Consider the following 14,750-nt stretch of genomic DNA (forward strand, 5'->3'; position numbering starts at 1 on the left):
TGTTTGTGTCAGTCATGATGCGGCTGAATTTAAGCATGCTATGAAGTGGATGGCAAGTTTATTTTTGTTTGGGCTGCGCGATACGGTTTGTTCGAAGTGACGCGTCACGGATGCGGTCTTGATAGGCCGTCTGATTGGCGACCATGGTGATGGGGAGGGTAAGCTCGTCGCGTTGTCCGCTGTTGATATCTTGTACGCGGATTTTAAGGAAGTATTCGCCGACACCCAGTCGTGCTGGCAAGCTGATTTTTTGCCACGAGTAAAAATCTCGCCTTTGATTACGTGAAATATCGTTCACATTTGCAGGTTCAAGCCGCCAGACTGCCAGACCATCGTCGTCGTACAGTACAACTTCCTGCTGCAGATCCACACGAAACTGCTTCTCCGGTGTGGGTACCGTCTCATAATTTTCAAGCTCGACATAAACAGCAAAATCATTGTTCTGTCCCGCAAAAAACGTGGTGCTTTCAAACGGTTCGTATACGCCGTAAGAGTACACACCTTTGCAAAGCTCGGCCTTACGGATCGTCAGTGGGGGTTTGCCAAAGAGCTGATTCATCTGCTGCTGAATCGCACTGCGGTCAAAACGATAACGTTCATCACCGGATTGAGTGACCAATGTAGTCAGCATGGCGTGGTATCGCTCAACCATGAGTTTTTGTTTTGGTGTCAAGCTCAATATAGCTTGTGCATTAAATGCCTGCTCAGTATCCGCCAAACTTAATGACGCAGATATGATTGCTTTCTGCAATTCAGATCGACTGCCGGCCAATGCGCGTTTTTGCAATTCATCAAGTAATTGTTTCTGTGATAATTCTTCAAGCGGCGGGTTCATCTGCACCGTTGGCGGTGACACGATCGGGGCTGCTTGTGCATTGGTGGTTGGTTGTGTTTCAGCAAACTGTACTTCGCTGTTGTTTGCTCCGGCGGTTGCCCTGCCCTGTGATCCTGGGGTTGTGTTTTGTGCATGCTGCGGCGCGTAATGCTTTGGCCGATTTGGATCATCCTCAAAATAAGCGGTCGGCCTGCGGCCAGGTGATTGTCCATCACGTTGCTGCTGCTTGATCCGTTGCATGTACGCGATCATGCGGTCGGCCTCTTCGGGTGTCATCTCAATTTCTTCAATACTGGTTTTCTTGCTTGAGGATGTTTTATCAGAGCCTGCACAGCCGAAAGAAAGCCCCGTCATGACAACGAGCACGATGCAAAGTGATAAGTTGTTTAGCTTGATAGTCTGTCGCATGAATGCCTCCTGCATTAGTGGCCATGTGCCGGCCAAGATCGCTCATCCTGAGCTGATGCAACATGTAAAGATTAACTTAAGAAAGCGTTCTGATCCATCCTGCTCCCCTTTTCTCGGGAAAAATATCTGGGTAAACAAGATTGCCGTCTTGTGCTACCTATCGGACAGACGCACACAGAAGCATTCCAAATTTCGGACGGTGTCGCCGAATCCGCTCTTACTTCGCTTGTCTTGCCTGAGGATATCGTCGAATATCTCAGCAAGTGCCCCACGCTTGCCAGCCAGTATCCCTAGTGCTTTGAAAAACAGTTGCTGACGTGGGCCCCAGAGCTTTAACTCCTTCGCAATTGTGCCGTCGTTCACCCCGCCTAGCTTCATGCTCCGTGCAACAGCCAGCTTTCGAATCAGGTCCGCCACAAAGTACATCACCAAAACGTCCGGCTGCCCCGACAGATCTACCAGTTCATGTACCATTTCCAAGGTCGGTCCCATGTTCCCCTGAATGATCCCTTGCAGCATGACTTCTTGCACCGTCCATGCATCTTCATCCGAACCTTTTTGTGTCGTTCGTTCGACAAGTGTCTGTGTGATCGTCGAATGCCCATTCTCATCCAACTCATTCATCAGCGACAATTTGCCCACCTCTGTGTCCAGCATGAGCATGTCCGCACCGAGGCGATCGACCAGTAGTTGCGCAGCACCTTGCTCCAGTGTGGCGTTGTAGCTTGTTTGAGCTTTCTTAATGACCCAGCGGACCGCGTCGGCTTCGGATGCGGATTCACATTTGATGATGCCACCGATGGCTGCGATTTTTTTATCGAGATTGCCACGATTCCATGTGCCAGCACGCAACACCAGCGTTGCATGATCTACCGGGCTATCGGCGTATCGTTCTAGCGCATCACGGTGATTTTTTACAAACTGATCTGCATCGTCCACGATCACGATCTTGTATTGCATCATGAGCGAATAGCCGCGCACTTCGTCAAAGACATCTGCAAGTGTTGCCGCTTTACCATCAAATGTGAATGTCTCGGTTTCACCATGTACTTTGTCGAGTACCTTCCGCAAAGCAGCTAAGTGCTCACGCTTCTTCATTTCATCCGGACCATGCAGCACCAGGACGCGTGTGTCTGCGTCTGGTTTGAAATCTGTTTTCTTGCTTGATGCTTTTTTCTTTGCCATACATTCAATCGTGTTTTATTGGGCGACGAGATGCGGCAGTACCAGCCACGTTGCAAGCCCAAAAATCAGGAAAAAACCACATAGGTCCGTAATCGTCGTCAAGATCGGTCCCGAGGCCATAGCCGGGTCTAGTTTCATCCCCTTCAAGATCAGCGGTACCGTTCCGCCAATAATGACCGCCACGATACAATTGATCACAAACGCCATCATGATCACGCCACCTAGCATGAACGCCACTTCCGGCTGGCTGAATGATTTGATCCCCCATGATGAGCTTAGCCCCCATGCAATCAATCCTGTTAGCAATCCTAATAGGCAGCCGTTGATGATGCCGACCGATGCTTCTTTCACTACAGTTCGCCAGATGTCAGATGGCCGAACCAAACCCAATGCCAACTCGCGCATCGACACTGCCACAGCCTGATTCCCCGAGCAGCCGCACATGTCCGAAAGGACTGGCATAAAAATAACCAGCACCGGGATCAACTTGATTGTGTCTTCAAACATCAGTAGCACACTGGCTGCGAGGAGATTCAGAAAAATATTTGGCCCCAAAAACGCTAATCGTCTTGCGGCACGCGGGAATGTCGGCATGGTCCGCATTTCATCCCCAGCAATAATCCCGCCCAGCCGCATGAGTTGTCGATCCGTCCGGTCACCCAGCGCTTCTTCAATATCCGCGCGTTTTATGACGCCAACCATCTTGCCATTCGTTTCGAGTACCGGCACCGCATTGAAGAAGATCGCATCAAAGAAATCTTCAAGCGTATCAAGATCATCATTCACCATCACCGATTTCGGGCTCGGCATCATGATGTCCCTGACCTTCACATCGGGGCGGCACATCACAATATCGCGCATTCGAACCACCCCATGCAGTCGTTCTGTATCATCCACTACATACAAATATTGCACATCATACTCGTGGTACTCATCCGAATGCTTCCGCAGATCGTCGACCATATCCCCAACGGTCATCTGCTCTTTGAAGACAAGGTATTCGGTGATCATCAGGCCACCGGCGGTATCCGGCTCGTATTTACTGAGCAGCCGAACATCTTCCGCTTCCTCCGGCTCCATGCGATCAATAATCGCCTCGGCGTCGTCTTCGTCCAGTTCGCCAATAATGTCGGCTTGTTCGTCGGATGGAAGTTCATCGAGAATGTCCGCAGCGTCTTCCGGATGCAGTTCTTCAATAATGTCCGCAGCTTGCCCGTGGGACAGTTCTTCCACCAGCCACGCTGCCGCATCGGCTGGGAGAACCGTCAATAATTTCTTCTGCTCCTCTTCATCCAACAACGAAACCGTACGCGCCATCTCACCTGATGATTGCTCATACACGAACGATTCGAGCTGTTCGACATTTCCGGAATTCAGAATGTCCTTCAACTGCTCGAGCGGCTCCCGGTTCGGGTCACTTATGGCCGTTGTATTGTCGCTCATCGTTCGGCTCCACCATGAATCACATTGAAAATCCACGCGTCTAAGCGTCAGATAGACTCACCTAAACACAGGTACGCCCAGATTTCTCCAGATGTGTTTCCCACGCTCGCATCTGCGCTTCATGTGTCAGGTCATAATGCAACGGCGTAATCGTGATGTATTTCTGTAAGATCGCATCCAGATCCGTATCCGCATCGTGCCGTGCAAATTCCATTTCATTGCAGACTTCGTAAGTTTGGTGCCCATCATCGTCACGGTCTTGGCGATACTTCATCACCATTGGGCTATGTGAGATCGGCACGACCTTGATCCCCTTCGGTACGACCCCGCCGTCGAGTATTGGGATGTTCACATTCACAACCTTGTGTGGCTGTAGCGGGCCGGACATCACGAATTGAATGGCGTCGAGTGCGTGCTTGGCCGCGGTTTCCCAATCAATATTTTCCCAATCCCCAACATGCAAGCTTACCGCGATGGCGGGGACACCGATGAATGCGGCTTCCATCGCTGCCGCGACCGTCCCGGAGTAGATCACATTGATCCCAATATTCGCGCCAGCATTAATCCCGCTGATCACCAAGTCCACTGGCCCATCTAACAACTCTTCAATCGCAAGTTTGGTGCAATCTGCTGGGCGACCATGTACTGCCAGCCCGGTAAAATTGCCGATTGTTTTTTGCTCCACGCGGATCGGGCGGTGGAACGTCACGGCATGGCTGGTAGCAGACTGAACTTTCGCTGGTGCAATCACATGCACTTCGCCTAGATCCTTGATTGCGTCATAAAGACAGCCAAGGCCCGGTGCGTCAATCCCGTCATCGTTGGTCAGCAGAATCCTCATGGGAGGATTGTATCAGCACGCGGATGGCTTTGCCTGTTGCTCATCTGATTTGCACAAGCGCCACTGACAGGCATAGAACGCCAATAGACATGCTACAAACCACAACAGCAGTGCTGAGGGCAAAAGTTGTGATTGGCTTACAGATTCGGAGCCGCAGCGGTAGATTGGCGAATGATCAAATCTGATCGCAACGTTTGGTTTTGAAGCTGCAATGTCTCACCTCGAAGATATTCAACTAGCAACGACAGTGCGGCGTGTCCCGTCTCAACCAAGGGTTGTCGCATCGTTGTGAGCGGCGGTAAGAGGTACATGCTGCTACGCGGATCATCTACACCGATTACTGAGAGATCTTGTGGGATTTTCAGGTGCAGACGGGCTGCGACTTCATATGCATTGAGTGCGAAGTAAAAACCAGCTGCAAAAATTGCTGTCGGGCGATTGCTTGAAGCAAACATCGTGTTGAGTTGTGTTTTTTCTTCTTGGCTCAACATTGATTTTTGTGAGAGTAGGATATGTTCCTCATCCACATCAAGTTTGATTTCTTTGCAGCGTTCGAGGAAACCTTTCTGCCTGTCATAATTGTCCGACAGAATTAGCGGCCCGCCAATGTAGGCAATCTTCCGATGCCCCATCTGATAAAGATGATCAACTGCCTGTTTCGCGAGATCAACATTGTCCACGCCAACCGAAGCAATGTTCGGAAATTCAGAATTCGCTGACAATACCACGCCTGGCAGATCTTTCTTCAGCCGTGAATTGAAGTACGACACCTCGTTCTGCATCGGGTTGATGTGGATGTAAGCGTGGCATGGATTAGCAAGATCCGATTCATAGTGCTTCATCGTTAACTCGACGCGGTGTTTGTTGGCCGCTTGTCTGAGTCCTTCGATGAGTTGGCCGTAGTAGTAGTCACCGATCATGGCTTGGGCACGAATGACGACGCCGATGCGGAGCAGCTGTTTGAGTTGCCGTTCGCGTTCGTTTTGATCGACGACAAATGTACCGAGGCCTTGTCTTCGGTCGAGGATGCCGTTGCTGACGAGTTCTTGTAAGGCACGATGGACGGTGACAACAGAAACTTCGAGTTGCCGTGAGAGTTCTTGTGTGCTGTTGATGCGCTCACCGGGCTTGAAATGGCCGGTTTCAATCGCGGTCACCACTGTGTCTTTGACATACTGGTGTAGTGGCTGGTCTCGCCTGGGAACCAGATCTTTCAATGCCTGTACATTCATCGTTTCGTAACACTTTCCTGCATATGCAAGGATTGACCCACTGGAGGGGCTGAGTGATTCTATGAACCCCTCGGCTGTTTTACCGCTCCCGGACTGGGTGTCTCGGCCTCCGAAAACACCAGAACGTGACTGTCCTGACGCATGACTGAACTTATTTTATACCCGTAATTCCATGGATTTGCGAGTATTACATGCAGGGCAGCGAAACAAAACCACGTCTCACCTTTTGACGAGGCAGGTGTTTGTGGATAGTCGATGATGATTCAGCAGCGGCGGGCGCGTGGTGTTTCGTCGCTTTTACAGCGAGCCTTTGGTACTGGGGATCTGATCGCCCGTGACTCTGATCGCCTGCCGCAGTGCTCGGCCGAAAGCTTTGAAGATCGCCTCAGCGATGTGGTGGTTGTTCTCACCCCACGGCACTTCGATGTGGAGGTTCATCTTGGCGTTGTTCACGACAGCATTGAAAAACTCTTTGACCAGTTGCACGTCGAACTGACCAATTTTGGCGGGGTCGGAGCCGAAGGATTTGAAGCAAACGTTGAACACCAACGCGGGCCTGCCTGAAAGATCCAGCGCCACTCGCGCGAGCGATTCATCCATCGGCACGTCCGCCGAGCCGTACCGCTCGATTCCACGTTTGTCTCCGAGTGCTTCTTCGATGGCTTGGCCTAGCACGATGCCGACATCTTCGACGGTGTGGTGATCATCGACATGCGTATCGCCGACAGCTTTGATGTTCAGGCCGAGTTGGCCGTGCCGCGCGATGTGATCCAGCATGTGATCAAAAAAGCCTACGCCAGTGTCATGGGTATAGCTTCCGCCATCAAGATCTAATGCAAGCTTGATGTCGGTTTCGTTGGTTTTGCGCTTGATGTTTGCGGTGCGATTGCTCATTTGATTTGGTCCAATGCGTTGTAGAGTGCGTCATTCTGCTCAGGTGTCCCTACGGTGATTCGGAGCTTGTCGCACATGTTGTCGTGTGTGAAGTATCGCACATAAATCCCCTTGTCCGCAAGGCTCTGATAGATCTTCGCTGCTCCTACTCTGCCTTTCGGCGGGACGGTTAGCAAAAAGTTAGCCGCACTTGGAAACACTTTGTAGCCACGTTTTTCCAGCTCATCCCGCATCCGATCACGTTCCAAGATCACCTTCTCCCAACTTTCGGCCACTGCATCGCGTGCTTCAATCGCTGTGGTGGCTGCGGCTTGGGAAAGGATGTCGGTGTTATAACTGTCGCGCGCCTTGTCGAGTGCGGCAATGATTTTATGACTGCCGATCCCGTACCCAAAACGCAGTCCCGCAAGCGAATAGCCCTTGCTCAATGTTCGTGTCACCAATACGTTCTCCAAACCCAAGCCATCGGGTTGTTGCCGCACCAGTTCCAGTGCATCGTGTTCGGCAAAATCGACATATGCCTCATCCACGATCAGCACACCATCGAATTTCTCTGCAACTTTACGGATTTCGTGTAGCTCATAAAACCGGCCACTCGGCGCGTGCGGGTTGACGATGAACCCGAGTTTGCAGCCCGCCGCGTTCCAGCGGTCGGACAGATCGCTCGGCATGCCATAATCGTCATCTAGATCGACTACGATTTCAGGCGTGTCCTGAATATCCGCCAGGACGCTGTACAGCGAATAGGTCGGGTTGGTCACACCGATCCCGCCGGGCTGATTGGTGCGCATGCCGGACGGTTCGCAATAAACCGTCATTACTAAACGCAAAAGCTCATCGCTGCCGTTGGTGGCAATGACCTGTTCAGGTTCGACATGATGCACGCGCGCTGCCGCCTCGCGGAACCCCTGTGCGGTGGGCGAGGGATATCGCCGAAGATGATCGCCCTGCACGTCGGCAATGGCCTTCATGACCGCCGGGACGGGCGGATAGGGGTTCTCATTGGTGTTCAGCTTAATCAGCTTGGACACTTTGGGCTGTTCGCCGGGCACATAGGCGGCGAGCTTGCGGATATTGCTGCGTTCATAACTCATGATCGTCACAGTTTCCCCTGCAGGGCGGCCTTGGTCAATGTGGATCGGTGTTCCCACTTTACCGCGGGGGCACATCCCGTAAACTACACGCAATGAAAGAAACCCCCTTGCCGCTCTTTGCCCGCCCTTTCCGGCCTCTGCTGATCCTGCTTAGCGTGATCGTCTTTACGATGGGCACATTACCCACTGTAGCCGTTCAAGCGCAGGATAAGGCACAGGAAGCCGCTCGGAACCTATTTAAGGATTCATTGCAACCCAGTCGGGACGGCCGATCGCACAACATGATCAGTGCTCTGCGGCACCTCAAAGATCCCACACTTGCGCCCTATTTCCATATTCTTGCCGACAGTGCCACGCCGATGCACCAGATCCACGGCCACCTCGGCTTGGCAGAGATATCTGAATCTCAATCACTTGATATGGCAGCTCTTGCGGAAGTCACGGACCCACTTGCACAAGGAGAGATCATCACTGCGGCGATGGACTCAGATTTGGTCACTGACGATCAACTCAAGGTCATGCTCGAATGGCCGGGCTTGGACATCGGTGTGAAGATGCTGATTCTCACCAAGCGTCTATCACTGGCTACGCAAGGACACATGGCCCCACTTGAAGAGGCGATCAAGAGTGACAAGCCCGCACGTTCTGGGTTGGCGGGACTGCTTTTACATCAGCTTGGTGATCCTCGCGGCAAATCTGCGCTGGATATGCTGGACGAATTGCAAGATTCGCAACGCGATCCGATTCGTGGTCAGCTTCTTGAGATTGTGCTTGCGCGTGAAATGGAATCGGCTGCTGATTGGGCTTTGCGTATTGCGCAAGAACCTGACGTGCATCCCAAGCTCAAGCCGCTTGCGCTTCAAACGGCGCTTCGGTTTAATCATCCCGCCGCTGTTGAGGTATGGAAACAGACATTCCAAAGCACCAGCAGCCTTGCCTACCAGTATCGGTATGCGATTGATGCGCTACGCGTGGCACCGTATCAATCTTCACAGAGCCAATTTGAGTTTCTGGCTACTTCTGAGAATCCGATGTTAAAACAAATCGGCGTAGCAGGGATCTCGATCAGCACCAAAGGTGGTGATATTGCGGATCAAGTGGTTGCGCTAGTAGATTTTCAGCATTCAAAAATTAACAGTTGGGCGATCAAATATGCTAACACGCTTGCGTCACCAGAGGATGCGCAGCTTATTTTGTTTAGCATCATTTATTCGTATCAAGAGAGCGATCCACGTCATCGCCTGACGCGATTAGATGAATCGGTGACAGCGGCACAGTATTTGTTTGAATTGTCGCCTGAGATGGCTTTGCGATTCATGCGGCCGATTCTCAGCGACACCGCGGTTGACCCGGAATTGAAGCAAGCCATCTTGCTTGGGCTGGTTCGTTCGCAGACGCCCGGCGGGTCTATGTTCATCCAAGACGGTGATACCTTCGGCACCCCCGAATCAGACTATCTTGCACTTCTACTGCTTGCGAAGGACAACAAGCAGCTCACCGAACTCGAACTGAAAGACATGGCGCTGGTTGTGCGTGGCGGTAGCGGGCTTCAAACCTCGTTGCGCATTCAAGCGGCATGGCAATACCTGAAATACATTGGCGCCGATACTGGTCGGTTTATTCAAGCCCTGAAATAATCTGCCGGCATACGATATGTTCGTAGCGGTTTATCTGTGTTGTTCACGCCCTGCCCGGCGTGCTGAAAGCAAGTACCCACCATGAGTGAAATTCCACTGAGTCAACCCGATATCACCCAGGCCGACATCGACGCTGTGACTGAAGTCATGCGATCAGGTCGGCTCAGCATCGGACCACGCCGCGATCTGTTTGAAGAACTTGTTGCGGAGCGATGTCAACGGCACGAAGCAGTTGCAGTTTCCTCCGGGACTGCCGGTCTACACCTGCTCATGATTGCCCTCGGAATCGGACCGGGTGATGAAGTCATCACTACGCCCTTCTCCTTTATCGCTTCGGCTAACTGCATCCTCATGGTAGGCGCGACCCCTGTCTTTGTTGACATTGATCCGCAATCACTCAATCTTGATCCGGCCAAACTCGAAGCAGCCATCACACCCAAAACCAAGGCGATCGTTGCTGTTGAAGTTTTCGGCAATACCCGGCACATGGACCAGATTGAAAAGATCGCGCGCAATCATGAGATCCCTCTGATCGAAGATGCTTGCGAAGCGCTCGGGGCAACTTGCCGCAATCGGCCTGCTGGCTCGTTTGGTCGTGCTTCGGTTTTTGGTTTCTATCCCAACAAGCAGATTACCACCGGTGAAGGCGGCATGATCGTCACCGATGATTCGTATCTTGCCGATGCTTGTCGTGCAATGCGCAATCAAGGTCGCCCGGAGAGTGGCCCGCAAGCGGCCTCACCACCAGCGACTTCGACGGTCCCTGGCGATGCTTGTGGTTCTTGGCTTGCTCACGATCGGCTTGGGTACAACTACCGTCTCTCTGAAATCGCCAGCGCCCTAGGCGTCTCGCAAATGCGTCGCCTCGATTCGTTCCTTGAAAAGCGCACTGCTGTGGCCAACCAGTACATCCAGCGATTGAAGGATTGGGACGACCTCATGCTCCCCAATGTCAATCCCGGTGAAGGGGATTGCACTTCGTGGTTTGTTTTTGTGGTTCGCCTGTCGCCATCCTACGGCGCGACCGAACGCGACCGCATTATCTCCGGCTTACGTCGGCATGAAGTGGGCGCTTCAAACTACTTCCCATGCATCCATCTTCAGCCGTTTTACCGCCAAACCTTCGGCTTCAAACGCGGTGATTTCCCAATTGCGGAATCGATCTCGGATCGCACCATCGCATTGCCGTTTTACAATAACCTCGACGATACGCAGATTGAGTTGGTCTGTCACACACTGAAGGTTATGCTCCAACGCGAGCAGCTACTTAAACGCTAGAAAAACACGCTAATATCATCTTCCTGCCTGCGGTTGGAAGGATGCAGGACGTTCATTCATGAGTAAACACAAGCGTAATCGTGATGCTGATCAGCCGGATGACAAGGACCTTTACGAGTTGGCTGATACGCAAGAGGAAGAAATTCCGACGTTGCCGTTGGATGATGATCCGCGTTTTGGACCTTCATCTAAATCTAAGAAGCCGAAGGCGCAAGTTTCGCAGCCGAATGAGGATGAGCGTCCAGATACTGCGCCCAAGGAATTGCGCGTTTATTGTTTGAAATGCGCCCATGATTTGAAGGGTTTGCCTGCAGGAGCGTGCCCAGAATGTGGCCGCGAGTTTAATCCTGAGGTTCCAAGCACAATCTCGCGGACGCCGATCCCTATTGATAATTCATTTGCCGAAGGATGGGGGGTACTGTTTGGCCCCTTGTTACTACTTGTCGGTGGGTTGGTGTTCTTTTTTTGGTTGCCATACATTCAGAATCAACCGTTTTATCTGTTTGCCGTGACCTACCCCATTTGGTTTTTTGCTTCGCTGTTTTTTTTCCTTCGCGCAGTGAAATACAACAAAACTTCGGTCAAGATGTTCATCATGGTGTTGATCGGCATTATCCTCGGTGCACCGCTTCATGTGGTGGCTTCAGTTATTGCCGCTGGACTTGGCGCAATTGCTGTATTGGTGCAAGATCGCACGACAATGCAATGATTAAAAACACTGCCATTTCAATGCGAAATTTGTTAGTTTATTGAACATGACGGGCCAAGAACCAATTCCGGGTGATACGCCGCCAAAGCAGCATGTCGATACCTTTGATCCCTATGATTTAGAATCGGGAGCAACGCAACATCGCATCGAATCGCTGGAGGATCATCCACGCATGCGCTTTGAGACGCGCAAGTATGTGGGGCTGTCTTTTTTCTGTTTGGAATGCGGTTACAATTTGCGAGGTTTGACTCGGCGGACATGCCCGGAATGCGGCCGATCGTTTAATCCGAATGATCGCTATTCTTATGCAGATTCGCCGAAAGGCAATGCGGCATTGGTCCATCCGATCCTATATCAGGTCGGTATCCCAGCGATCCTATTTTTTGTGCCGTTGTGTTTCGGCTTCTTTGCGTGGTTGGTGGAACCAGATGTGAGCATGAGTATCTTTGTCTTTCTGTACCCATTCTGGATTTTTGCGATTTCATTCAGCATCATCAAGTGGACGATGGCGGCTTCAACATTTGCCTCGAAGCTGATGGTTTTGCTTGCACTTGCTATTACGGCAAGCCTTCCGATGTTTTGGTTTAATGTGGCGTGTGGGCTAATCGTGCTGATTTTATTCTTTGGTGTGACGTTTGTATCGCTTTTATTTTACGAATACATGGCGAGCGCGTATCAGGCTTAAAACCACGTGGGTACTCATGATGGTGTCAGGCGGTTCTTGGTAACGATGTGACGCGATCAATCTGCTTTTGTAGTTTATCTACGAGCATTGATTCGCTTTCTCTGCGGGATGCTTTCCCGCTCTTTTCAATTGCCGCTTGTTTGACTGCAAGTTCTTTCAAAATGCGGTTCTTGATGGATGTATTGAATGTTGTGGATCGGCTCGGATCGTAATGATCGATGGTATTGCCGAGAATGTTGATCGCGAATACTAAGAGGCTGACTACAAGGCCCGCGCGGTGTTGTGGGTGATCAATGAGTTGACGTTTAACCAGTGATAGTACAATCGGTAGGTGCGATTGGATGATAATGCTGCGGATAGATTCGATTTGTTCGATCAGTTGCATGAAGCTATCGACGTCGCCAGCTTTGGGATGTTTACGATCAAGCGTGTTGCGGGCATGTGTTGCTTTAAATTTGAGATAGTGATAGCGAACCATCAGTGAACGGATGGCAGTATCTTTGAGACGGGGTTTTTGGAACAAGGTAAGGATGGCGTCGGGGAGTGATTGGTTATCAATCGCTGCGGCGTCGAGCTTGTGATAATCAAGGATTTGATCAAGATCACGACCGAGGATGACTTCGTCAGCATCATCTCGATCGTACACACGGGAGGTAATGTAGGTGAGATCAAAATAATCAAGTTCACGTATGCGATGATCAAGGATGATACGGAAAATGGTTGTGCGTGAGCGGCCGATGCGTTCGGCGATTTGAGAAGGTTTAATCCCGCGACGGTAAGCGCGGATAACGAGTTGTGTGGTTTTCTGATTGAGCAGGCCGTGAGGTTGCTGGATGATAACGTTGTCTGGATGGTCTTTGTCGTGTTTTTCGAGGAGATAGCGGACAGTTTCGAGCGCGGTGCTAGTTTGCGCGGCAGCTTGGGTGGCAACTTGGTTGAATGAAAAAGATGGATTTTCTGCGGTGATCTTGCGGGCTGCGTTTAGGATGTCTTCGCGTTGTGTATCATTGAGGCGGACAAAGTTACTTGCGTTTTCGATAAGTGAGTGATTGGCGTTTTTGAAAAGTTCAACGGCTTGCTCCGTAAAAAGAACTTGTTTACGGCGGTTGGCGATAACACGGATCTTACGCCAGCGGAGTCCTTGACTACGCCAGCGGCTGAGGGTTTTTGTGCTGATGTTTAGTTGCGCAGCAAGCTGTTGTGTACTGAGCATGCTCTCTTGTAGATCGCTGGGTGAAAGTTCGAGAGAGTCGGTAAGTTGGTCGATCATGAGTCGGAGGTCAGGGCGGATGGCTCTGCCCGCAAGGATGATGGCGTCGCTTGAACCAAGTCGACGGTTGGTGATTTTGTAGATGAGAAATTCGAGGGGGTAGTTTTGGTTGGTCTGTATTTCATCGTGAAGTTGTTCGGCGCGGAGGAATTGCTTGTGTCTTTGTGCGGCGGGGCTGAAAAGCAATTGCTTGCATAAGTCTTGAATTTCAGGGCAAATGAATTTGCGCCCTCCCCTGATGGGTGGTAGCGTTTCTCGGTTGACGCCGTTTTTTTTGGGGTTTTGTGATCCCTCGCGGGGCTTGCCCATCGGGTTTGTTTCCAACTTCAAGACAAGGATTAGAATCGGCTACCGGTCATGACACGTAGTGGTCGATTGTCTGAGATAAGGTTCATTTCACCAGCCATTTGTGCGAAGAGCTTCATGCCTTCGAGTTCAGGTTTGCCGATGGTATAGCGGAGGATGTCGCCGAGGTATTGCTGGGCGAGTTTGACTGACCAGTGATGCTTGGGTGCGTAGGTTTCGGCGATCTCATCAATGCGATGATCGTTTTGGAGTTGGAGTTCGGAGAGCAAGATCGGGAGGCGGGCGAGTGCGGCATCTTTGCGACACATCCAAACCGCGAAGACGAAAGGCTTGCCGGTGAGCTCCCACCATGCTTGGCCGAGGTCGAGTTGATGTGAATAGGCACAGCCGCAGGGCGCGTCGGAGACGACCTTGTCGCCGATGAGGAGCATGGCCTCTGGTTTGTCGACGAGTTTGCCGCCGCTGGTATGCTCGCGCGCATCGTAGTCGATGAGGTTGATGTCGGTTTGGTACATTTTCGACATGAGGATTTTGAGGAGTGCAACACTGGTGTGGCTGTCGGTGTCGGCATAGACGTCTGTGACATCGGGGAGCGGGATCTGACTGAAGAGCCGAACGGTGAGGGTGGGGCCAGCGCAGCCGATGCCGCCGCTGGGGACAATGACGAGTTCCTGTTTGCTGCGGAAGTAGTCGATGAATGGGCAGAGCGCGAGGTCGGTTTCGCCTGATTCCAGGCCGGCAAGGAGTGCCGCGGGAACCCGGTAGTCGATCTTGGCGGCGCCAGTTTCGGCGAGGCCTTCGATGAGAGGCTTGGCGTTGAGATAGCTGACGCAGCCGACACGGAAAGGATGGGTGGCGGCTTGTTGTGCGCGTTTCAGGGGTGAACTCGAACCTTGCATGGTTTTCTCGGTATACTTTCTGTTTGTTCTGCTG

Annotated in this window: 13 protein-coding genes; 4 read left to right on the forward strand and 9 right to left on the reverse strand. The window is 51.6% G+C overall.

What is annotated here, in order from left to right; genetic code table 11:
• Positions 1–58 precede the first annotated feature (58 nt).
• The 7 genes from ACQ6WK_RS07105 to hisC all read right to left on the reverse strand — a co-directional run bounded on the left by ACQ6WK_RS07105 (position 59) and on the right by hisC (position 7,932).
• Positions 59–1,243, reverse strand: a complete 1,185-nt coding sequence (locus ACQ6WK_RS07105; protein WP_432800045.1) for a hypothetical protein — start codon at positions 1,241–1,243, stop codon at positions 59–61.
• A gap of 153 nt (positions 1,244–1,396) precedes the next feature.
• Positions 1,397–2,428: a DNA polymerase III subunit delta gene (gene holA / locus ACQ6WK_RS07110; protein ID WP_432800046.1), complete on the reverse strand. Its 1,032-nt coding sequence runs from the start codon at positions 2,426–2,428 to the stop codon at positions 1,397–1,399.
• Between the two features lie 15 nt (positions 2,429–2,443).
• Complete coding sequence (mgtE, locus tag ACQ6WK_RS07115) at positions 2,444–3,871, reverse strand: magnesium transporter (RefSeq protein WP_432800047.1); 1,428 nt, start codon at positions 3,869–3,871, stop codon at positions 2,444–2,446.
• Between the two features lie 61 nt (positions 3,872–3,932).
• Positions 3,933–4,712, reverse strand: coding sequence for a 5'/3'-nucleotidase SurE (gene surE / locus ACQ6WK_RS07120; RefSeq protein WP_432800048.1), 780 nt, complete (start codon positions 4,710–4,712; stop codon positions 3,933–3,935).
• Between the two features lie 137 nt (positions 4,713–4,849).
• On the reverse strand, positions 4,850–5,944 hold the full coding sequence (locus ACQ6WK_RS07125) for a substrate-binding domain-containing protein (RefSeq protein ID WP_432800049.1): 1,095 nt from the start codon (positions 5,942–5,944) through the stop codon (positions 4,850–4,852).
• A 297-nt stretch (positions 5,945–6,241) separates the two neighbouring features.
• Complete coding sequence (hisB, locus tag ACQ6WK_RS07130; RefSeq protein WP_432800050.1) at positions 6,242–6,838, reverse strand: imidazoleglycerol-phosphate dehydratase HisB; 597 nt, start codon at positions 6,836–6,838, stop codon at positions 6,242–6,244.
• A complete protein-coding gene (gene hisC, locus ACQ6WK_RS07135) occupies positions 6,835–7,932 on the reverse strand; it encodes a histidinol-phosphate transaminase (RefSeq protein WP_432800051.1) in 1,098 nt (365 codons plus the stop codon). The genes hisB and hisC overlap by 4 nt, the downstream gene beginning before the upstream one ends.
• A 92-nt stretch (positions 7,933–8,024) precedes the next feature.
• Here hisC and ACQ6WK_RS07140 point away from each other — a divergent pair, with 92 nt between their 5' ends.
• The 4 genes from ACQ6WK_RS07140 to ACQ6WK_RS07155 all read left to right on the forward strand — a co-directional run bounded on the left by ACQ6WK_RS07140 (position 8,025) and on the right by ACQ6WK_RS07155 (position 12,241).
• Positions 8,025–9,569 (forward strand): hypothetical protein, encoded by a 1,545-nt coding sequence (locus tag ACQ6WK_RS07140; RefSeq protein ID WP_432800052.1) that lies wholly within the window; start codon positions 8,025–8,027, stop codon positions 9,567–9,569.
• 81 nt (positions 9,570–9,650) lie between these two features.
• Positions 9,651–10,847, forward strand: coding sequence for a DegT/DnrJ/EryC1/StrS family aminotransferase (locus ACQ6WK_RS07145; protein WP_432800053.1), 1,197 nt, complete (start codon positions 9,651–9,653; stop codon positions 10,845–10,847).
• A 58-nt stretch (positions 10,848–10,905) separates the two neighbouring features.
• Positions 10,906–11,556 (forward strand): hypothetical protein, encoded by a 651-nt coding sequence (locus tag ACQ6WK_RS07150; protein ID WP_432800054.1) that lies wholly within the window; start codon positions 10,906–10,908, stop codon positions 11,554–11,556.
• Between the two features lie 46 nt (positions 11,557–11,602).
• A complete protein-coding gene (locus ACQ6WK_RS07155) occupies positions 11,603–12,241 on the forward strand; it encodes a hypothetical protein (protein WP_432800055.1) in 639 nt (212 codons plus the stop codon).
• A gap of 25 nt (positions 12,242–12,266) precedes the next feature.
• Here the strand turns inward: ACQ6WK_RS07155 and ACQ6WK_RS07160 are convergent, their stop codons facing one another.
• Positions 12,267–13,820, reverse strand: coding sequence for a hypothetical protein (locus ACQ6WK_RS07160; RefSeq protein ID WP_432800056.1), 1,554 nt, complete (start codon positions 13,818–13,820; stop codon positions 12,267–12,269).
• Positions 13,821–13,849: 29 nt separating this feature from the next.
• Positions 13,850–14,716, reverse strand: a complete 867-nt coding sequence (locus ACQ6WK_RS07165; RefSeq protein WP_432800057.1) for a menaquinone biosynthetic enzyme MqnA/MqnD family protein — start codon at positions 14,714–14,716, stop codon at positions 13,850–13,852.
• Positions 14,717–14,750 lie beyond the last annotated feature (34 nt).

Origin of the sequence: Poriferisphaera sp. WC338, from assembly GCF_050931845.1 — a bacterium.
GTDB lineage: Bacteria > Planctomycetota > Phycisphaerae > Phycisphaerales > Phycisphaeraceae > Poriferisphaera.